The sequence below is a fragment of the Burkholderia sp. WAC0059 genome, from assembly GCF_002870125.1.
GTDB lineage: Bacteria > Pseudomonadota > Gammaproteobacteria > Burkholderiales > Burkholderiaceae > Paraburkholderia.
Window position 1 is genome coordinate 160,564 of record NZ_PNEO01000007.1, and the last position, 18,260, is coordinate 178,823.

General features: G+C 68.5%; 17 protein-coding genes. 2 read left to right on the top strand and 15 right to left on the bottom strand.

Features of this window, described 5'->3' with window-relative positions:
- Nucleotides 1–49 precede the first annotated feature (49 nt).
- From CY652_RS09435 to CY652_RS09475, 9 genes are all read right to left on the bottom strand, one after another.
- On the bottom strand, nucleotides 50–823 hold the full coding sequence (locus CY652_RS09435; RefSeq protein WP_102130444.1) for an MBL fold metallo-hydrolase: 774 nt from the start codon (nucleotides 821–823) through the stop codon (nucleotides 50–52).
- Between the two features lie 4 nt (nucleotides 824–827).
- The gene (gene bamC, locus CY652_RS09440) at nucleotides 828–1,964 is read right to left on the bottom strand and encodes an outer membrane protein assembly factor BamC (protein WP_102130445.1); all 1,137 of its coding nucleotides are present in this window, start codon (nucleotides 1,962–1,964) and stop codon (nucleotides 828–830) included.
- 107 nt (nucleotides 1,965–2,071) lie between these two features.
- Nucleotides 2,072–2,977 carry a 4-hydroxy-tetrahydrodipicolinate synthase gene (gene dapA, locus CY652_RS09445; protein ID WP_102130446.1) on the bottom strand — a complete coding sequence of 302 codons (906 nt, stop codon included), beginning with the start codon at nucleotides 2,975–2,977 and terminating at the stop codon, nucleotides 2,072–2,074.
- Between the two features lie 44 nt (nucleotides 2,978–3,021).
- Nucleotides 3,022–3,645 carry a class I SAM-dependent methyltransferase gene (locus tag CY652_RS09450; RefSeq protein ID WP_102130447.1) on the bottom strand — a complete coding sequence of 208 codons (624 nt, stop codon included), beginning with the start codon at nucleotides 3,643–3,645 and terminating at the stop codon, nucleotides 3,022–3,024.
- A gap of 46 nt (nucleotides 3,646–3,691) precedes the next feature.
- Nucleotides 3,692–4,894 (bottom strand): tryptophan--tRNA ligase, encoded by a 1,203-nt coding sequence (locus CY652_RS09455; protein ID WP_102130448.1) that lies wholly within the window; start codon nucleotides 4,892–4,894, stop codon nucleotides 3,692–3,694.
- Nucleotides 4,895–4,898: 4 nt separating this feature from the next.
- Complete coding sequence (locus tag CY652_RS09460; protein WP_102130449.1) at nucleotides 4,899–5,564, bottom strand: site-2 protease family protein; 666 nt, start codon at nucleotides 5,562–5,564, stop codon at nucleotides 4,899–4,901.
- 59 nt (nucleotides 5,565–5,623) lie between these two features.
- A complete protein-coding gene (locus CY652_RS09465) occupies nucleotides 5,624–6,259 on the bottom strand; it encodes an L-threonylcarbamoyladenylate synthase (RefSeq protein ID WP_102130450.1) in 636 nt (211 codons plus the stop codon).
- 75 nt (nucleotides 6,260–6,334) lie between these two features.
- Nucleotides 6,335–7,165: a 3',5'-nucleoside bisphosphate phosphatase gene (locus tag CY652_RS09470; RefSeq protein ID WP_102130516.1), complete on the bottom strand. Its 831-nt coding sequence runs from the start codon at nucleotides 7,163–7,165 to the stop codon at nucleotides 6,335–6,337.
- A gap of 82 nt (nucleotides 7,166–7,247) precedes the next feature.
- On the bottom strand, nucleotides 7,248–8,138 hold the full coding sequence (locus CY652_RS09475) for a ferritin-like domain-containing protein (RefSeq protein WP_102130451.1): 891 nt from the start codon (nucleotides 8,136–8,138) through the stop codon (nucleotides 7,248–7,250).
- Nucleotides 8,139–8,338: 200 nt separating this feature from the next.
- On the opposite strand from CY652_RS09475, the gene CY652_RS09480 reads away from it, so the two are divergent.
- Nucleotides 8,339–8,863 (top strand): gamma carbonic anhydrase family protein, encoded by a 525-nt coding sequence (locus CY652_RS09480; protein ID WP_102130452.1) that lies wholly within the window; start codon nucleotides 8,339–8,341, stop codon nucleotides 8,861–8,863.
- A gap of 48 nt (nucleotides 8,864–8,911) precedes the next feature.
- The gene (gene hslO, locus CY652_RS09485; protein ID WP_102130453.1) at nucleotides 8,912–9,862 is read left to right on the top strand and encodes an Hsp33 family molecular chaperone HslO; all 951 of its coding nucleotides are present in this window, start codon (nucleotides 8,912–8,914) and stop codon (nucleotides 9,860–9,862) included.
- A 125-nt stretch (nucleotides 9,863–9,987) separates the two neighbouring features.
- Here hslO and ftsB read toward each other — a convergent pair whose 3' ends face one another.
- The 6 genes from ftsB to CY652_RS09515 all read right to left on the bottom strand — a co-directional run bounded on the left by ftsB (nucleotide 9,988) and on the right by CY652_RS09515 (nucleotide 18,225).
- Nucleotides 9,988–10,467, bottom strand: a complete 480-nt coding sequence (gene ftsB, locus CY652_RS09490) for a cell division protein FtsB (RefSeq protein ID WP_102130454.1) — start codon at nucleotides 10,465–10,467, stop codon at nucleotides 9,988–9,990.
- A 99-nt stretch (nucleotides 10,468–10,566) separates the two neighbouring features.
- Complete coding sequence (eno, locus tag CY652_RS09495) at nucleotides 10,567–11,850, bottom strand: phosphopyruvate hydratase (RefSeq protein ID WP_102130455.1); 1,284 nt, start codon at nucleotides 11,848–11,850, stop codon at nucleotides 10,567–10,569.
- A gap of 179 nt (nucleotides 11,851–12,029) precedes the next feature.
- On the bottom strand, nucleotides 12,030–12,884 hold the full coding sequence (gene kdsA / locus CY652_RS09500) for a 3-deoxy-8-phosphooctulonate synthase (RefSeq protein ID WP_102130456.1): 855 nt from the start codon (nucleotides 12,882–12,884) through the stop codon (nucleotides 12,030–12,032).
- Nucleotides 12,881–14,566: a CTP synthase gene (locus tag CY652_RS09505; RefSeq protein WP_102130457.1), complete on the bottom strand. Its 1,686-nt coding sequence runs from the start codon at nucleotides 14,564–14,566 to the stop codon at nucleotides 12,881–12,883. Before CY652_RS09505 ends, kdsA begins: the two co-directional genes overlap by 4 nt.
- 128 nt (nucleotides 14,567–14,694) lie before the next feature.
- Entirely contained in the window at nucleotides 14,695–15,498 is an 804-nt protein-coding gene (locus tag CY652_RS09510) for an alpha/beta fold hydrolase (protein WP_102130458.1), read from the bottom strand.
- An 84-nt stretch (nucleotides 15,499–15,582) separates the two neighbouring features.
- Nucleotides 15,583–18,225, bottom strand: a complete 2,643-nt coding sequence (locus CY652_RS09515) for a ComEC/Rec2 family competence protein (RefSeq protein ID WP_102130459.1) — start codon at nucleotides 18,223–18,225, stop codon at nucleotides 15,583–15,585.
- Between the last annotated feature and the right edge of the window lie 35 nt (nucleotides 18,226–18,260).

Consider the following 18,260-nt stretch of genomic DNA (forward strand, 5'->3'; position numbering starts at 1 on the left):
GGCAAAAAGCCCGCGATCGACGATCGCGGGCTTTTTTATTTTACCGATATCAGAGATCGATCCAGCCGAAACCCTCGTCCTGCGACGCGACCCCGATTTCGGTCGGCGCGTTGCCGAGTACGGCGGCCAGCGCGGCCGACGCCAGTTCGGGCGTGTTGTTCTGCTGGCTCAGATGCGCCGCGATCAGATGGCGCAGCCGCGCCCGGTCGAGCCCGGCCAGGATGGCGGCCGCCGCGACGTTGCTCAGATGGCCGTGCGAGCCGCCGATGCGTGCCTTCAGCGACGCCGGATAGCGACTCGCCTCGAGCATCTGCAGGTCGTGATTGCATTCCAGCACGAGCGCGTCGCAGCCGGCGAGCACGGCGCCGATGCGCGGCGTCGATTCGCCGACGTCGGTCAGCACGCCCAGCCGGCTCGCGCCATCGGAAAACACGAACTGGAGCGGCTCCCGCGCGTCGTGCGGCACCGTATACGGCTGCACAGCCAACTCGCCGATCGCGACCGTTTCGTCGCCCCAAAGCACGCGCAGATCGAAACCGGCCTCGTCGGCACCGACCGCGCGGGCCGTGCCCCAGCTCATGTAAAGCGGCAGCGACCAGCGGCGCGCGCACGTCAATGCGCTGCCGATATGGTCGCTGTGTTCGTGAGTGATCAGAATCGCGTCGAGCGATTCGGCGTCGATGCCGGCACGCGCCAGCCGCCGCTCCATTTCGCGCGCGGAAAAACCGCAGTCGAGCAGAACGCGCGTCGCGCCCGCTCCGCGGCTCGCCTCGACAACCAGCGCATTGCCCTCGCTGCCGCTGCCGAGGCTCGCGAACCGCACGGCGTCAGTTCAGTTGGGCATGCAGCGCCGATACGATGCGCAGCGCCTGCTGCGACGCATCCACCTGCCCGTTCGCGTCGACGACGGCAACCTGGGTCAGGCCGTCGCCCTCGGGACGCACGTTCACCATGAATTCCGGTCCCGGCTTCCGATCTGCCGAGCTGTAGAACAGCTTGCCGAGCAGGCCGTTGCTTTTCAGCTCCTGCGTGGAATCGACGTAGCGGACGTAGTAGATGCCCTTGTCGCGATCCTGGTTGTCGACCGCGAAGTTGGTGCGGTCGAGCGCGATGCCGACACGCAACCAGGCGCGATCGAACGGCTCGGACAGATCGAGGGTCGGCGCCCCGTCGTTGGCGACGATCTGGGCCGGCACAGAAGCCGGGTGCGCGTCCGTCAGCAGTTGCTTCGACTGCGCATCGGTCAGACCGAACTTCTGCATCAGCTTCGCGAGAAACAGCGCCTCGAGCGTCGGATTGCGCGGCGTTTCCACCCAGCGCGTCGTGTCCTTGTCCTGTCCCGCCAGCACTTCTTCCAGCCCGCTGTGCGTGATCGAGATGTCGACCGTGCCGTTCGGCCCGCGCGAGACGAGCGTCCGGAAACGGTCGCGGGTGCCCGACGAATAGGCGAAGTCGATCACGTGGCCGATCGTCCGGCGGAACCAGTCGTCGGGAATGTTCGCGCGGTTCTCCGCCCAACTGGTCAGCATGATGCCCGTGCCCGGCGAATTCGTCGTCAGCGCAAAGCCGTTTTCCTGCCAGAAATCCTGCAGCGGCTGCCAGAGGTCGTCCGGCGAACGCCCGTCGACGACGAGCCAGCGGCGGTCGCCGTCGTGCTCGACGTGCATGCCGAACGGGTCCTGCGCGCTCGGCACGCCGAGCACGCTGTTGCCGGCCGCCGTGACGTCGCGCTGCGGCGCGCCGCCCAGCGTGAGATTCTGCGACGGCGCCACGTATTGCTGGTTGGTCGGCCCGGCGGTCAGATCCTGCGGCACCCTGAGCGGCGGCGCGCTCGCCGTGTCCTTGTAGTCGACGTGATCGGAGGCGAACCACTCGTTCAGCGACTCGCAGCCCGCGAGCGGGCCAAGCGCAAGCGCCAACACCGCCAGGCGGGTTGCGTGGAGGGAAAAAGCGGAACGTTTCATGGGGTCCTTCGTGATGCTGGAACGCGGGCCTTGTCCCGTCAGGGAGTCGGCCGATGTCGACGTCGGTTAAAGGAAAATCGCTAACGCAAAGGCGCCTGCGCTATCGGTCACGCCAGCACGCCCGCCTCGCGCATGGCGCCGCGCACGGCGTCGTGAAAACGCGCGTCGAGCGGCGTGAGCGGCAGGCGGATACCGCCCTCGATGCGGCCCAGCGCCTGCAACGCCCATTTCGCGGGAATCGGGTTCGATTCGACGAACAGGTTCTTGTGCAGCGAGAGCAGCTTCAGGTGGATTTCGCGCGCCGTCTTCGCGTCGCCGGCGAGCGCCGCCTTGCATAGCTGGCTCATCGCGCGCGGCGCCACGTTCGCCGTCACCGAGATGTTGCCCTGACCGCCGAGCAGCATCAGCGCAATGGCGGTCGGATCGTCGCCGCTGAACACCGAGAAGCCGGCCGGCGCGGCCTTGATGAGATGCGCGGCGCGGTCGATGTTGCCCGTCGCTTCCTTCACGCCGACGATGCCCGGCACCTGCGCGAGACGCAGGATCGTCTCGTTCGTCATGTCGGCGACGGTGCGACCCGGCACGTTGTAAAGCACGACCGGCAGATCGACCGTTTCGGCGATCTTCGAGAAGTGCCGGTACATGCCTTCCTGCGTCGGCTTGTTGTAATAGGGCACGACCTGCAGCGACGCATTCGCGCCGATGGCCTTCGCGCGCTGGGTCAGCTCGATCGCCTCGGCGGTCGAGTTGCCGCCCGAGCCGGCGATGATCGGCAGACGGCCGGCCGCATGTTCGACGGCCGTTTTCACCGTCAGGATGTGCTCCTCGACCGTCAGCGTGGCCGACTCGCCGCTCGTCCCGACGACGACGAGCGCGTCGGTCCCTTCGGCGATATGCCAGTCGATCAGTTTGCACAGCGCCGGCAGGTCGAGACTGCCGTCCTCGTGCATGGGAGTGACGATCGCGGGAATACTGCCGCGCAGCGTAATGCCATCCTGGGTGCCGTTAGCCATGAAACGTCAGTCAATGTAATCGGTTAAAGCGGGATTGTAGCGGATTAGCCGGTCAGGTCGTAACGCGATGGGGGAAGTCCCTGACTGGCGGCGTCCGCGCGAGGCGGCTCGCGCACCGCGCAGATGCGCTGGACGAACGCGGGACGCGGTTCGCCGAGAAAACCGTCCTGATAGGCCACGACGCGCAGGCGCGGCCCGAAGGCGGCCAGCAACTCGCCCGGCGCGAGCAGAAAAGCGGGATTCGACGGCTTGCCGACGGTCTCGTTGCCCTGCGCGAACGTCTCGTAGATCAGCACGCCGCCGGGTGCCAGCGCGTCGGCCAGATGCGCAAACAGCGGCCGGTGCAGGTAGTTCGTCACGACCACGGCCGCGAAGCGCGTGTCGGCGGCAAGCGGCCAGGGCGCGCCTTCGAGGTCCGCCTCGACGGCCTCGACGCCGGGCGTCGCGCGCAGCAGCGCGAGCGATGCCGCGTCGCGCTCGAGTGCCGTGACCCGCTGGCCGCGCCCGGCGAACCAGCGCGCATGGCGCCCCGAACCGGCGGCGACGTCGAGCACCGGGCCGCCCGCCGCCACCAGATGCGCCCAGTGGCACACCCAGCGCGACGGCTCGGCCAGTGCCGCCTGGGCGCCGACCGGCTCAGTGGTCCGACCCTGCGGCTCGTCCGTCATCGCCCGCTCATTGTCCGCGCCTCGCCCGGAAAAGGCCCGTCTCCGCTCAGGTGTAGGACAGGCCCATCGCCTCGCGCACGTCGCGCATCGTCTCTGTCGCGAACTTGCGCGCCTTGTCGCAACCGTCGGCGACGATCGCGCGCAGCAGCGACGGATCGTCGACGTACTTCTGCGCGCGCTCCAGCATCGGCTGCTGCTCGCGCAGAATGCCCTGGATCACGGGCTGCTTGCAATCGAGGCAACCGATGCCCGCCGAGCGGCAACCCTTCTGCACCCATTCGTGCGTAGCCTCGTCGGTATAGACCTGATGCAGTTGCCAGACGGGGCATTTGTCGGGATCGCCCGGATCGCTGCGGCGCACGCGGGCCGGATCGGTCGGCATCGTGCGGACCTTCTTCCCGATCGTTTCGGCGTCCTCGCGCAGGCCGATCGTGTTGCCGTACGACTTCGACATCTTCTGCCCGTCGAGGCCCGGCATGCGCGAGGCCTCGGTCAGCAGCGCCTGCGGCTCGACGAGGATGATCTTGCGCGCGCCTTCGAGATAGCCGAAGAGCCGCTCGCGGTCGTTCATCGAGAGGCTCTGCGATTCCTGCAGCAGCGCGCGCGCCTGTTCGAGCGCCTCCTCGTTGCCCTCCTGCTGGAACGCGTTGCGCAACTCATGATAGAGCTTCGCGCGCTTGCCGCCGAGCTTCTTCGCCGCCTCGAGCGACTTCTCCTCGAAATCCGTCTCGCGACCGTACAGATGGTTGAAGCGCCGCGCGATATCGCGCGTCATCTCGACGTGCGGAATCTGGTCCTCGCCGACCGGCACGAGCGAGGCGCGATACAGCAGGATGTCGGCCGCCATCAGCACCGGGTAGCCGAGAAAGCCGTAGGTGGAGAGGTCCTTGTCCTTGAGCTTTTCCATCTGCTCCTTGTAGGTCGGCACGCGTTCGAGCCAGCCGAGCGGCGTGCTCATGCCGATGAGGAGCGCCAGTTCCGCGTGCTCGGGCACGCGGCTCTGGATGAAGAGCGTCGACTGGTTCGGGTCGATGCCCGAGGCCAGCCAATCGATCAGCACGTCCCAGACGTTCTTCTCGATCGCCTCGGGCGTTTCGTAGTGCGTCGTGAGCGCGTGCCAGTCGGCCACGCCGAAAAAGCACGGGTACTCGGACTGCAGCCGCACCCAGTTTTTCAGCACGCCGTGATAGTGGCCGAGGTGCAGCGACCCGGTGGGCCGCATGGCGGAAAAGATACGGTCAGGGAACATGATGTTATGAAAAGAGCGCCACAAGAGGGCCAAGAATGAAGATCACGGCGTCGTAACCGAGGTTCACCAGCGGGCGCAGCCAGAATTTCGTCAACAGGCCGGTCAACACCAGCGCCATCACGATGACGAAACCGTAGGGCTCGATCCGCGCGAGCGCCATGGCGGCCCGGCGCGGCAGCAGCGCCGTCAGGACGCGCCCGCCGTCGAGCGGCGGCAGCGGAAACAGGTTCAGCACGCCGAGCGCCAGGTTCACACCGATGCCCGCCACAGCCATGCGCGTGAAGAACGGCTCTTCGACGCCGAGCACGGCCAGCGCGATGCGGAACACGCCCCAGACGAGCGCCTGCACGAAATTGCAGAGCGGCCCGGCGGCCGAGACCCACATGCTGCCCCAGCGCGGATTGCGCAGGTTGTCGAACGCGATCGGCACCGGCTTCGCGTAGCCGAACACGAACGCGCCGTGCGTGGCAACGTACAGGATCAGCGGCATCACGAGCGTGCCCATCGGATCGATGTGGCGCATCGGATTGAACGACACGCGGCCGAGCATCCGGGCCGTGTTGTCGCCGAGTTTGCTCGCGACGAAACCGTGCGCGGCCTCGTGCAGCGTGATCGCGAAAATAACCGGCAGAACGTAGACGACGAGCGTCTGAATCAACGAAGCATCCATAGCGGGCTATTGTATCAATGCGGTCAGGGCGCACGCCCCGGGGCATTTCCGGCGAGCGCTCACGCGGCAGCCTCGATGCCGAACGGCGCGAGGCTGCCGCGCCCGGCGCGCACGAGCACGGGCGCCTCACCGGTCAGGTCGACGACGGTGGACGGCTCGCGCGAACAGGCGCCGCCGTCGATCACGAGATCGAGTTGTTTTTCGAGGCGCGCGCGAATTTCCCCGGGATCGTTGAGCGGCGCCTCGCCGGACGGCAGGATCAGCGTGGAGCCGATCAGCGGCTCGCCGAGCGCCTCGAGAATCGCGAGCGGCACCGGATGGTCGGGCACGCGCAGGCCGATCGTCTTGCGCGACGGATGCGAGAGGCGCCGCGGCACCTCTTTCGTCGCCTGCAGCACGAACACGTAAGGCCCTGGCGTGACCGCGCGGATCAGCCGGTACTGGCGATTGTCGACCATCGCGAAATTGGCCAGCTCCGAGAGGTCGCGAACCATCAGCGAAAGCAGCTGGCGCTCGTCGAGCCCGCGGATGCGGCGCAGCCGCTCGACCGCGCTCTTGTCGTCGAGCTGGCACGCGAGCGCATAGCTCGAATCGGTCGGCAGCGCGATCACGCCGCCGTCGCGGAGAATCTGCACGGCCTGCCTGACGAGACGCGGCTGGGGATTCTCGGGATGAATCCGGAAGTACTGGGACATGTCGGGATCAGCGGACGACGGACGGCGCGCCGCGGCGGCACGCCACGACAGGGAATCGCCGCGCGATGCGCGGCATCAGAGCCATCGTTCCCAGACGGGCTTCAGATCGGCGGGCAGCGGCGGCAGGCTGCCGGGCTCGACGGCGTCCACGCCCGGCGCGTGAAAGTCCGAGCCGCGCGACGCCTCGAAGCCGTGGCGGCGCGCGACGTTCGCATACTCGACATATTGATCGGGCGTGTGGCTGCCGGTGACGACCTCGATCGCCTTGCCGCCGAGATCGATGAACTCGCCGAAAAACGCGTCGAATTCGAGCGGCGAATAGTGATAGCGGCCCGGATGGGCGACGACGGCCTCGCCGCCCGCGGCCCGGATCCACGCGAGCGCGTCGGAGAGCTTCGCCCAGCGATGCGCCACGTAGCCGGGCTTGCCCTCGCCGAGATAGCGCGCGAAGGCGTCCTGGGTCGAGGCCGCGCGGCCGCTCTCGACGAGATAGCGGGCGAAATGGGTACGGGAAATCAGATCGGGATTGGAGACGTAGCGCATCGCCCCCTCGCAGGCGCCGTCGATCCCGATCGCGGCCAACTGCTCGCCCATGGCCTCGGCGCGCGCGGCACGGCCGTTGCGCGTGCGCGCGAGCCCTTCGGCCAGTACGGCGCAGTCCGGATCGACATTCAACCCGACGATGTGCACCGTCCGCGACGCCCACGTCACCGAAATCTCGACGCCGGGCAGGTACTGCATGCCCAGCCCGGCCGCCGCGTCGCGGGCCTCGTGCTGACCGCCCAGCTCGTCGTGGTCGGTGAGCGCCCAGAGCGTCACGCCGCCCGCATGCGCGCGGTGCGCAACGACGGCGGGGGCCAGTTGGCCATCCGAAACCGTGGAGTGACAGTGCAGGTCGGCGTTCATCGCGATCCAGAAAGGGTTTCCGGCCATTCTACTGCAATGCCGCAAAGCGGTTGGGGCGCCCGATACGGCGCGGGCGAACGTGCTACGCGCCGTCCGATCCGGCATCCACGTTCGCGGCCAGCGCCGCCAGCTCGACCTCGTCGAAACCGGCGGCGCGGCGCGCGTCGAAGTTGAACGGGCCGCGCAGCCTCGGCGCGTGATAGGCCTCGGCCAGCCGCCGCCACGCCACGTGCGGATCGAGCCCCCGCTCTGCGCACAGATGGCGGAACCAGCGATTGCCGATCCGCACGTGGCCGACCTCGTCGCGCAGAATGACGTCGAGAACCGCGGCCGACGCGTCGTCGCCGGCCTGCTTCAGGCGCGCCCGGATCGGCGGCGACGCGTCGAGGCCGCGCGCCTCCAGCGTGCGCGGCACGAGAGCCATGCGCGCCAGCACGTCGTCGCGGGTGCGCTCGCACATGTCCCAGAGCCCGTCGTGGGCCGGAAAGTCGCCGTAGGCGTAGCCGTAATCGGCAAGACGCGCCTGCAGCAGCGAGAAATGATGCGCCTCCTCCACGGCCACCTTCAGCCAGTCGCCGTAGAACGACTCGGGCATGTCGGGAAACCGCCAGAGCGCGTCGAGCGCGAGATTGATCGCGTTGAACTCGATGTGAGCCAGCGCGTGCAGCAGCACGGCCCGCCCCTCGGCCGTCCCCATGCCGCGCCGCTCGAGACGGCGCGGCTCGACCAGCGCCGGGCGAGCGGGACGGCCGGGCAAATCCGGCACCGCGTCGAGCGTCCATTGCGGCTGCCAGCCGGACGCGTCGCCCGCCGTCGCCCGCGCATGCAGCGCGCGCACGGCCTCGACCTTGGCGAGCGGCTGGCGCTGGCACAACGCGTAGAGCGCCGCGCGGCGCCAGCCGCCGGCCGCGCCCGACGCATCGGCTGCAATCGAACTCGCCGGATGCCCGGTGGACGAAGAAACAGCATTCATGGAAAAAGGGGGGAGATCGCTGCCGGCATGCCCTGCCGGCCGGGTTCGCGGGGGTACTCATCCGCGGTACCGGCGTGCGGCCCCGCCGGGCCACGCGCGTAACCGTCTACAATACGCCATTCCATTGCACCGCGTCCGCGAACCGCTTCGTGCGGCCGCGCTGCCCCAGGACGCCCAGGACGAAAAGGAGACACGACACCGTGGCAATCTACAAACTTGGCGACGTCGCCCCGACCATTCACGAAAGCGCGTTCGTGGCCGACAACGCAGCCATCATCGGCAAGGTGCAGATCGCGGAAAACGCGAGCGTCTGGTTCGGCGCCGCGCTGCGCGGCGACAACGAGCTGATTTCGGTAGGCACCGGCAGCAACGTCCAGGAAGGCGCGGTGCTGCACACCGACCCCGGCTACCCGCTCACGATCGAGGCGAACGTGACCATTGGCCATCAGGTCATGCTGCACGGCTGCACGATCGGGGAAGGTTCGCTGATCGGCATTCAGGCCGTGGTGATGAACGGCGCCGTGATCGGCCGTCATTCGATCGTCGGCGCGGGCGCCGTCGTCACCGAAGGCAAGACGTTTCCCGAACGCTCGCTGATTCTCGGCGCGCCGGCCAAGGTGGTGCGCGCGCTCACCGACGAGGACGTCGAAAAGCTGCGTCGCGCAGCGGAAGGCTACGTCGGGAAACGCGAACATTTCAAGGCGCAGCTCGTGCGGATCGGCTGACGCCCCCGGCGCCCGCGGGCGCCGGACAGGTTCAACGAAGGAAGGATTGTGAACGACCAGTTGCAAAAATTCATGTTCAACGCGGCCCCGGTGCGCGGCGAGATCGTCTCGCTGCGCAGCACCTGGCAGGAAGTGCTCCGGCGCCGCGCGTATCCGGCCCCCGTGCGCGCCGTGCTCGGCGAGATGATGGCGGCCTGCGCGCTGCTGTCGGCCAACCTGAAGTTCGACGGCACGATGATCATGCAGATTTTCGGCGACGGCCCGGTCAGGATGCTCGTCGTCCAGTGCAGTTCGGACCTCTCGCTGCGCACGACCGCGCGGCTCTCCGACGAAGCCGCCGCGACGCTCGGCGAAAATCTCACGTTCGCCGAACTGGTCAACGCGGGCGGCCACGGCCGCTGCGTCATCACGCTCGACCCCGCGAACCGGCAGCCCGGCCAGCAGCCGTATCAGGGCATCGTCCCGCTGAACGGCGACGACGGCCCGCTGCCTTCGATCGCCTCGGTGCTCGAGCACTACATGCGCCACTCCGAGCAGCTCGACACGCGGCTATGGCTCGCTGCGAGCGACGAGCGCGCCGTCGGCATGCTGCTGCAGAAACTGCCCGGCGACGGCGGCATCGTCCCCCATCCGGCCGAGCTCGACAGCGACACCTGGGAGCGCGTCTGCACGCTCGGCGGCACGCTCTCGCGCGACGAACTGCTCGGCGAGGAACCCGAAACGCTGTTCCGCCGCCTTTTCTGGCAGGAAAGCGTGCGCCATTTCGAGCCGGCGCCGGCCCGCTTCCATTGCTCGTGCTCGCGCGAGAAGGTCGGCGCGATGCTGCGGATGCTCGGCCGTGCCGAAGTGGACAGCGTGATCGAGGAACGCGGCCACGTCGAGATTCACTGCGAGTACTGCAACCAGCGCTACGAGTTCGACCCGGTCGACGTGGCCCAGCTTTTCGTCGTAAACGGGCTTTCCGAAGGCGTGGCGCGCGCGACCGACCAGCGCCACTGAGAAGCGGGCCTGCGCCGGACGCGCCCGGCGAGAATCCACCGCCGAAACGAAACAGGGCGCAGCCCGCCGCTGCGCCCTGCTCCTGTCCAATCTTTGTCCGCCCTTTTCTGCCGCGCCGCCCGCGATCAGCCGGCGGCGCGTTTCTTCGCATCCCGTCCGGCTTCCCGCTTCGCGTCCCTTTTCACGTCTCTTTTCGGGTTGCCGGCGCGCGCGCGCTCGCGCCTCTGCGGCACGCGCGACACCGGATTCGGCACGATGCTGACAGGCGCCGCCGACACGTCGCCGTGCGACGACATCTCCGAAACGGCCGAGCTCGGCACGGGCGGCGGCGCGTTGGGCGAAACGAACTGCACGAACACCTCGCCGTCCTTCATCATGCCCATCTCGTAGCGCGCGCGCTCTTCGACCGCCGCCGTGCCGCCCTGCAGATCCTGAACCTCGCCCTCGATACGGTTGTTGCGCTCCGTTTCCTTCGCGTTCTGCTGCTGTTGCTGCGCGAGCTGCTGCTGCAGCTCGTGCACGCGCAGCCAGCCGCCGTGTCCCCACCAGAGCGGGTACTGGATCAGTACGAGCAGAACGACCAGAACGACAGTGACGAGCCGCATGAGAGGTGCCGGATAAACACGCGCCGCCCCGCGCGAAACACGGGGCGGCGACGGGAATCGAAGGACGGGCCAGGGACGGCGGAAGCGGCCCGCCGCGTGTTAGCGCAGATTGTAGAACGCCGACTTGCCCGGGTAGCTGGCGATGTCGCCGAGATCTTCCTCGATGCGGAGCAACTGGTTGTACTTCGAGATGCGGTCGCTGCGCGAAAGCGAGCCGGTCTTGATCTGGCCCGCGTTCAGGCCGACCGCGATGTCGGCGATCGTCGAATCCTCGGTTTCGCCCGAGCGGTGCGAGATCACGGCCGTGTAGCCCGCGCGCTTGGCCATTTCGATGGCGGCGAACGTCTCGGTCAGCGTGCCGATCTGGTTGATCTTGATGAGGATCGAGTTCGCGATGCCCTTCTCGATGCCTTCCTTCAGGATGCGCGTGTTGGTCACGAACAGATCGTCGCCGACCAGTTGCACCTTGTTGCCGAGCCGCTCGGTCAACAGCTTCCAGCCGGCCCAGTCGCCCTCGTGCATGCCGTCCTCGATCGAGACGATCGGGAACTTGTCGGCGAGCGTCGCGAGGTAGTCGGTGAACTCGCCCGACGAAAGCTGCAGACCTTCGCCCGCGAGCTGATACTTGCCGTCGTGGTAGAACTCGCTCGCCGCGCAGTCGAGCGCGAGTAGCACGTCCTCGCCGGCGCGATAGCCGGCCTTCTCGATAGCCTGGAGGATCGTCGAGAGGCACTCGTCGTTGCTGCCGAAATTCGGCGCGAAGCCGCCCTCGTCGCCCACGGCCGTGCTCATGCCGCGATCGGCCAAAATCTTCTTGAGCGCGTGGAACACTTCCGCGCCGCAACGCAGCGCCTCGCGGAAGGTCGGCTGGCTCACCGGCACGATCATGAATTCCTGGATGTCGAGGCTGTTGTTCGCGTGCGCGCCGCCGTTGACGATGTTCATCATCGGCACCGGCAGCTGCATCGCACCCGAGCCGCCGAAATAGCGGTAGAGCGGCAGGCCGGCCTCTTCGGCCGCGGCCTTCGCGACGGCCATCGAGACGGCGAGCAGCGCGTTCGCACCGAGACGCGATTTGTTGTCGGTGCCGTCGAGCTCGAGCAGCGTCTTGTCGAGGAACGCCTGCTCGGACGCGTCGAGGCCCATGATCGCCTCGGAGATTTCGGTGTTGATATGCTCGACCGCCTTCAGCACGCCCTTGCCGCCGTAGCGGCCGGCTTCGCCGTCGCGCAGCTCGATGGCCTCGCGCGAGCCCGTCGAGGCGCCCGAGGGCACCGCCGCGCGGCCCATCGTGCCCGATTCGAGCAGGACGTCGCATTCGACAGTGGGGTTGCCTCGCGAATCCAGAATCTCGCGACCGATGATATCTACGATTGCACTCATGGTTTCCTCAGGAAATGACGTTGAATTCTTGCGCGACGACTGCGTCAGCCGTATGACCGGCTATCCCCGCGCAGCCCCCGTGCAGCGGCGGGATTTGCCGATGACGGGGGTATCCGGCGACCGGCAGCCCGCGTGCTCCTCCATCGGCCTATGCGGCAGGCTGCCACATAGGACTCGCATCAGCTAAAGTCGTTCTCGAGAAACGGGGCCCGCTTCACGGCCGCGTCGAGCGTCACCAGCGTTTCGAGCAGATCGGCCATGCGGTTCAGCGGCACGGCGTTCGGCCCGTCCGATTTCGCCTCGGCCGGCGTCGGGTGCGTCTCCATGAAGAGCCCCGCCACGCCCGTGGCCACGGCCGCGCGCGCGAGCACCGGCACGAACTCGCGCTGGCCGCCGGAACTCGTGCCCTGCCCGCCCGGCAACTGCACCGAGTGGGTCGCGTCGAACACGACCGGCGCGCCGGTCTCGCGCATGATCGCGAGCGCGCGCATGTCCGAGACGAGATTGTTGTAGCCGAACGACACGCCGCGCTCGCAGGCGAGGAAGCGGTCTTCGGACAGCCCCGCCTCGCGCGCGGCGTCGCGCGCCTTGTCGATCACGTTCTTCATGTCGTGCGGCGCGAGGAACTGGCCTTTCTTGATGTTGACCGGCTTGCCCGAACGCGCGCACGCATGGATGAAATCGGTCTGGCGGCACAGGAACGCGGGCGTCTGCAGCACGTCGACGACCGATGCCACGGGCTCGATCTCTTCCTCGGCATGCACGTCGGTGAGAACCGGCAGCCCGAGCTGACGCTTCACCTCGGAGAGAATGCGCAGCCCTTCGTCCATCCCGAGACCCCGGAACGACTTGCCGCTGCTGCGATTGGCCTTGTCGTAGGACGACTTGTAGATGAACGCAATGCCGAGCTTCGCGCAGATTTCCTTCAGGCGGCCGGCCGTGTCGATCGTCATCTGCTCCGATTCGACCACGCAGGTGCCCGCGATCAGGAAGAACGGCTTGTCGAGGCCGACCTCGAACCCGCACAGCTTCATGCCTGCTCCTTGACGCGAGGTGCCTCGCTCGTCGCCACGCGCGTCTGCTGATACGCGAGCGCCGCCTCGACGTAGGCCTTGAAGAGCGGATGGCCGTCGCGCGGCGTGGACGTGAATTCGGGGTGGAACTGCACGCCGACGAACCACGGATGCATGTCGCGCGAGAGCTCCATCATCTCGGGCAGATCCTCGCTCGGCGTGCGCGCGCTGATGACGAGACCGCCCGCCTCGAGCTGCGGCACGAAACGGTTGTTGACCTCGTAGCGGTGACGATGGCGCTCGTTCACGTCCCTGCCGTAGATCTGCGCGGCCATCGTGCCGGGCTTGATCGGGCAGCGCTGCGAGCCGAGCCGCATCGTGCCGCCGAGATCGGACGCCTCGTCGCGCTTCTCGACCTTGCCGTCGCGGTCGTACCACTCGGTGATCAGCGCGACCACGCGGTTCGGCGTGTTCGGATCGAACTCGGTGCTGTTCGCGTCCTTCAGGCCGACCACGTCGCGCGCGAACTCGATGACGGCGAGCTGCATGCCGAGGCAGATGCCGAGGTACGGCACCTTCGCCTCGCGCGCGTAGCGAACCGCCTTGATCTTGCCTTCGGTGCCGCGGCGCCCGAAGCCGCCCGGCACGAGAATCGCGTCGAGATGCCTCAGGCTGTCCACGCCCTCGGCTTCGATCTGCTCCGAATCGATGTACTCGATGTTCACCTTCGTCGAAGTGCGGATCGACGCGTGCTTGAGCGCCTCGATGAGCGACTTGTACGACTCGGTCAGATCGACGTACTTGCCGACCATGCCGATCGTCACCTCGTGCTGCGGATGCTCGAGCTTTTCGACGAGGTTCGCCCACACGGAAAGGTCGGCGGCCTTCGGCGAGATCCTGAGTTCCTCGCAGACGATCGTGTCGAGCCCCTGGTCGTGCAGCATCTGCGGAATCTTGTAGATGCTGTCCGCGTCCCAGACCGAGATCACCGCGTCCTGCGGCACGTTCGAGAAGAGCGAGATCTTCTGGCGCTCGTCGTCGGGGATCGGCCGGTCCGCGCGGCACAGCAGCACGTTCGGATAGATACCGATCTCGCGCAGCTTCTGCACGCTGTGCTGGGTCGGCTTGGTCTTCAGCTCGCCCGCCGTCGCGATGAACGGCACGAGCGTCAGGTGCACGAAGCAGGCGTTGTTGCGGCCGAGGCGCAGGCTCATCTGCCGCGCGGCCTCGAGGAACGGCAGCGATTCGATGTCGCCCACCGTGCCGCCCACCTCGACGATCGCGACGTCGGGCTCGCCGCACGTCGCGGACGCCGCGCCGCGCTCGATGAACGCCTGGATTTCGTTCGTGATGTGCGGGATGACCTGGACCGTCTTGCCGAGATAGTCGCCGCGGCGCTCCTTGCGGATCACCGATTCGTAGATCTGGCCCGTGGTGAAGTTGTTGGCCTTACGCATCTTCGTGCTGATGAAGCGCTCGTAATGGCCGAGGTCGAGGTCGGTTTCCGCGCCGTCTTCCGTCACGAACACTTCGCCGTGCTGAAACGGGCTCATCGTGCCGGGGTCGACGTTGATGTAGGGATCGAGCTTGAGGAGGGTGACTTTGAGACCGCGCGATTCGAGGATCGCGGCGAGGGAGGCGGCGGCAATGCCCTTGCCGAGGGATGAAACTACGCCGCCGGTGACGAAAACATATTTGGTCATCGCTGAATGCTCGCGGGAAAAACGGATTATATCGTAATTAAGGTGGCCAACCCGGCAATTTGCCCGCGTCCGGCCACCCCGGCACGGGCCTGAGCGGGCCCGGGCGGCCGGCGGCACGCCCGTCCCGCTCAGCCGTTTTCCTCCATCGCGTGAAGCAGCCGCTGTACGGCGCGCGCCGTCTCGAGCGGCTTTTCCATCGGAAAAAGATGGCTGCCCCCGATCCATTCGAGCTTCTCGCCGGTCAGCCGGCGTGTGGCCGCGAGACCGGCCTGGCGCACCTCCTTCGAGCGCGTGCCGGCCACGAAACCGACCGGGACCGGCGAGCCGTGAGCAAGCCGCGCGCCCAGCGTGTGCGGCAGGGTCCGGTAGATCAGATATTCGATGCGGCGGTCAAACGCGAGCGTGCGCGTGCCGTCGGGCGCGGTCCGCGGCATGCCGGAATCGACGTAGTCGGACAGCACGCGCTCGTCCCAGCGCGCGAACGCGGGCTTCGCGCGAAAGTGCCGCCAGGCCTCGTCGCGACTCGCCCAGGTGGTGCGCCGCCGGCGCGTCGCGGCGGCCGGCGAAAGCCGCTCGTCGAGGCCGGTCCACTGCGAGACGCGCAGGAGGCCGCGGCGCCAGCCGGCGACAACGGGCGAATCGAGCATCACCACGCCGCGCACCCGCTGGGGCCGGCGCAGCGCCGCCATCAGCGACAGGTAGCCGCCGAGCGAATGGCCGACGAGCCAGACGCGCGGTTCGTCGCTCCGCTCGATGTCGTCGAGCAGTTGCTCGACGAGGTGCGGCCAGCCCTGGGTAACGGGAAAACGCGCGTCGTGACCGATGCGCTCGATGGCGCGGATCGCGTAGCGATCCCCCAGTTCGGCGAAGAACGTCCGGTAAGTCGAGGCCGGAAACCCGTTCGCGTGCGAAAAGTGAATGACCTGCTTCAAGACGGTGCGGCCTCCGCGCGATGGTCCGGGCCCAGTTCCCGGCGATGCGGCCGGACAACGCCCGCACGGCGCCCCTGGGCCGTATCAATCGCCCTTGCCGCCGTCGTCGGACGGCGCCATCCAGTAGCGGCGATGGGCGGTCCGATAGCGCTCGACCGTCAGGGCGCCGGGCTGCGCATCGACGCGCACGGCGCCGTCCGCATCGCTGCGCGCGAGCACGATGCGGCGCGCCTCGTAGCGGGCCCAGACGCCAGGCGCGGGGTGGCGAAAGCGATTTCGATACCCTACCTGAAATAACGCGACGAGCGGCCCGACGGAATCGAGGAACGGCTCGGTTGACGAAGTACGGCTGCCGTGGTGAGGCACCGCGAGCACCTCGGCATGCAGCGCATTGCGGTCGAGCCCGATGAGCGTGCGCTCGACGTCCGCCTCGATGTCGGCGGCGAGCAGCGCCGCGACGGCCGTCGAACCATGGGCGGGGTCCGCCGTCGTCGAGACGCGCAGCACGCAGCAGTGTCCGTTCGTCTTGCCAGCCAGCGGCCCGGGCGGCGGCCAGAGCACTTCGAACTCGACGCCGTCCCACTGCCAGCGCTGCCCCGCCGCGCACGGCACCGTCTCGGCGCCGGTCTGGCGCGCCCGCATCCACAACGGATGGCCGCGCCGGATGCCGGCCACGAACTGGCGCACGGCGATCTGGCCGAGCACGGCGCGCGCACCGCCCGAATGATCGGAATCGTCGTGGCTGATCATCAGGGCGTCGAGTCGCGACACGCCGTTCGCTTCCAGATAGGGCACGACGATGCGCTCGCCCGCGTGCGTCGACTCCGGCCCCGGTCCCGCATCGAACAACAGCGCGTGGCGCGCCGTCTGCACGAGCACGGCGCCGCCCTGCCCGACGTCGAGCGCCGTCAGCCGGAACGTGCCGTCCGGCAGGCCGGGGCCGCCCGGCATCAACAGCGGCAGCCACGCGAACGGCGCCGCCCAGCGCAACGGCCAGCCGCGCGGCGCGAGGCACCAGGCGACGCCGAGCGCCGCGCAGGCCAGCGCCCAGACCTCGGGCCGGGGCAGCCGCAACGTGGTCCACGGGCCCGACGCCACCATGCCGAGCGCCACGGCCAGCCAGTCGAACAGGGTGTGGGCGGCACGCAGTGCCCAGGCGTCGAGCGGCATCGGCAGCACGACGCCGGCCAGCGCGAGCGGCGTGACGAAGAGGCTCGCCCACGGAATCGCGAACGCGTTGGCGAGCGGCCCGACGAGCGGAATCTGCGCGAACCAGTAGACGGTCAGCGGCGCCAGCGCAAGCGTGACGGCCCATTGCACGCGGGCGCTGTCGCACGTCTTCGACGCAATGCGGGCGATGGCCGCGCCCGCGCGAAATCGTTCCCGCCGTGCGCGCCAGCGGCTTGCGAAGACATCCCGCTCCGGCGGCGCGGCTTCGCCGTCCGGCTCCGGCCCGAAAACGCACTGCGAGGCGGCGGCTTCGGCCGGCGTCCACGCGTGCCGCGCTTCCGCCCGCACGCGGGGCACGCCGGAAGCCGCATAGAGAATTGCAGCCACCGCGCCGAACGACAGCCAGAAGCCCGCCGCGCAAACGGCCCACGGATCGTGCAGCAGCACCAGCCCGAGCGCCCACGCGAGCGCCTGGGAACGCGCCACGCGACGCTGGCTGAAGAACGCGACGGCCGCGACGCCGAGCATCCACAACGCGCGCTGCACCGGCACGTTGAAGCCCGCCAGCGCCGCATGGATGACGGCCGCCGTCACGGCGCCGAGGGCGGCGGCCGTTTGCGCCGGCATGACGAGCGGCGCGGCGAAGCCGCGCCATCTCAGGCGCCGCCAGAGTCCGCCGGCGATCCAGCCCGCGAAACCCGCCGTCAACGCGATATGCAGCCCCGAGATCGCGACCAGATGGCTTGTCCCGGTGTTGCGCATCAGCGTCCAGTCGGCGTCGCTGATCGCGTCCTGGGCGCCGGTGGCGAGCGCGCGGACGATGCCCCGATGCGGCTCGCCGGCCAGCACGGTATCGATGCGCGCGTTCACGCGAGCGCGCCAGCGCCCGATCGCCGTGCCGATGCCGCCGGCCACGCCGGGCAGCGACACGGCCCGCGCCGGTGCGCTGACATAGCCTGTGGCCCGTACGTCGCGCTCGAGCAGCGCGGCCTCGGCATCGCGCAGACCGAAATTGGCGTTGCCGTGCGCGCGTTTGAGACGCACCGGCAGGCGCCAGCGCGCACCGGGTTCGAGTGTGGGAACCGGCGCGCCGCGCGCCATCCAGGTCAACTGGAGCCGCTCCGGAAGCCGTTCGGAAAATGCGTCGGAAAGCGCGGCCGGATAGGCATCGACCGCGAACAGGAAGCGCACGCTCTGGCTGTCGCCCGTCGGCAAACCGACGACATGACCGCTCACGTCGAGCTCGCGGCTTTCCAGCGCAACCGGCAACGTCTGCGCGAACCGGACCTGCGCGCGCCAGGCCGCATAGCCGAAGCCCACGCACAGTGCCGTAATCCAGACCGCCGTCCAACCGGCGGCGCGCCGCCGGCGGATTCGCCGTCGTTCGTGCGAGTCGTCATCGTCCGCCGGCGCCCGAGCGCCCAGCCCCCATGCCGCGCCCGCCGACGCCAGCGCCATCACGACCAGCAAGCCGAGCCCGCCGCGCCAGCCCGGCAGCGCCGCCTGCTGCTGCAAGACCATGACGCCCAGCGCAAATCCGCACCACACCGCCCGCATCCCGCCTCCCGCGGCGGCTCCGTCCGATCACACCG

Bases quoted from the DNA above. Each gene is read 5' to 3' on its own strand.
- bamC (WP_102130445.1), bottom strand. From the start codon at position 1,964: ATGAAACGTTCCGCTTTTTCCCTCCACGCAACCCGCCTGGCGGTGTTG.
- dapA (WP_102130446.1), bottom strand. From the start codon at position 2,977: ATGGCTAACGGCACCCAGGATGGCATTACGCTGCGCGGCAGTATTCCC.
- CY652_RS09450 (WP_102130447.1), bottom strand. From the start codon at position 3,645: ATGACGGACGAGCCGCAGGGTCGGACCACTGAGCCGGTCGGCGCCCAG.
- CY652_RS09455 (WP_102130448.1), bottom strand. From the start codon at position 4,894: ATGTTCCCTGACCGTATCTTTTCCGCCATGCGGCCCACCGGGTCGCTG.
- CY652_RS09460 (WP_102130449.1), bottom strand. From the start codon at position 5,564: ATGGATGCTTCGTTGATTCAGACGCTCGTCGTCTACGTTCTGCCGGTT.
- CY652_RS09465 (WP_102130450.1), bottom strand. From the start codon at position 6,259: ATGTCCCAGTACTTCCGGATTCATCCCGAGAATCCCCAGCCGCGTCTC.
- CY652_RS09470 (WP_102130516.1), bottom strand. From the start codon at position 7,165: ATGAACGCCGACCTGCACTGTCACTCCACGGTTTCGGATGGCCAACTG.
- CY652_RS09475 (WP_102130451.1), bottom strand. From the start codon at position 8,138: ATGAATGCTGTTTCTTCGTCCACCGGGCATCCGGCGAGTTCGATTGCA.
- ftsB (WP_102130454.1), bottom strand. From the start codon at position 10,467: ATGCGGCTCGTCACTGTCGTTCTGGTCGTTCTGCTCGTACTGATCCAG.
- eno (WP_102130455.1), bottom strand. From the start codon at position 11,850: ATGAGTGCAATCGTAGATATCATCGGTCGCGAGATTCTGGATTCGCGA.
- kdsA (WP_102130456.1), bottom strand. From the start codon at position 12,884: ATGAAGCTGTGCGGGTTCGAGGTCGGCCTCGACAAGCCGTTCTTCCTG.
- CY652_RS09505 (WP_102130457.1), bottom strand. From the start codon at position 14,566: ATGACCAAATATGTTTTCGTCACCGGCGGCGTAGTTTCATCCCTCGGC.
- CY652_RS09515 (WP_102130459.1), bottom strand. From the start codon at position 18,225: ATGCGGGCGGTGTGGTGCGGATTTGCGCTGGGCGTCATGGTCTTGCAG.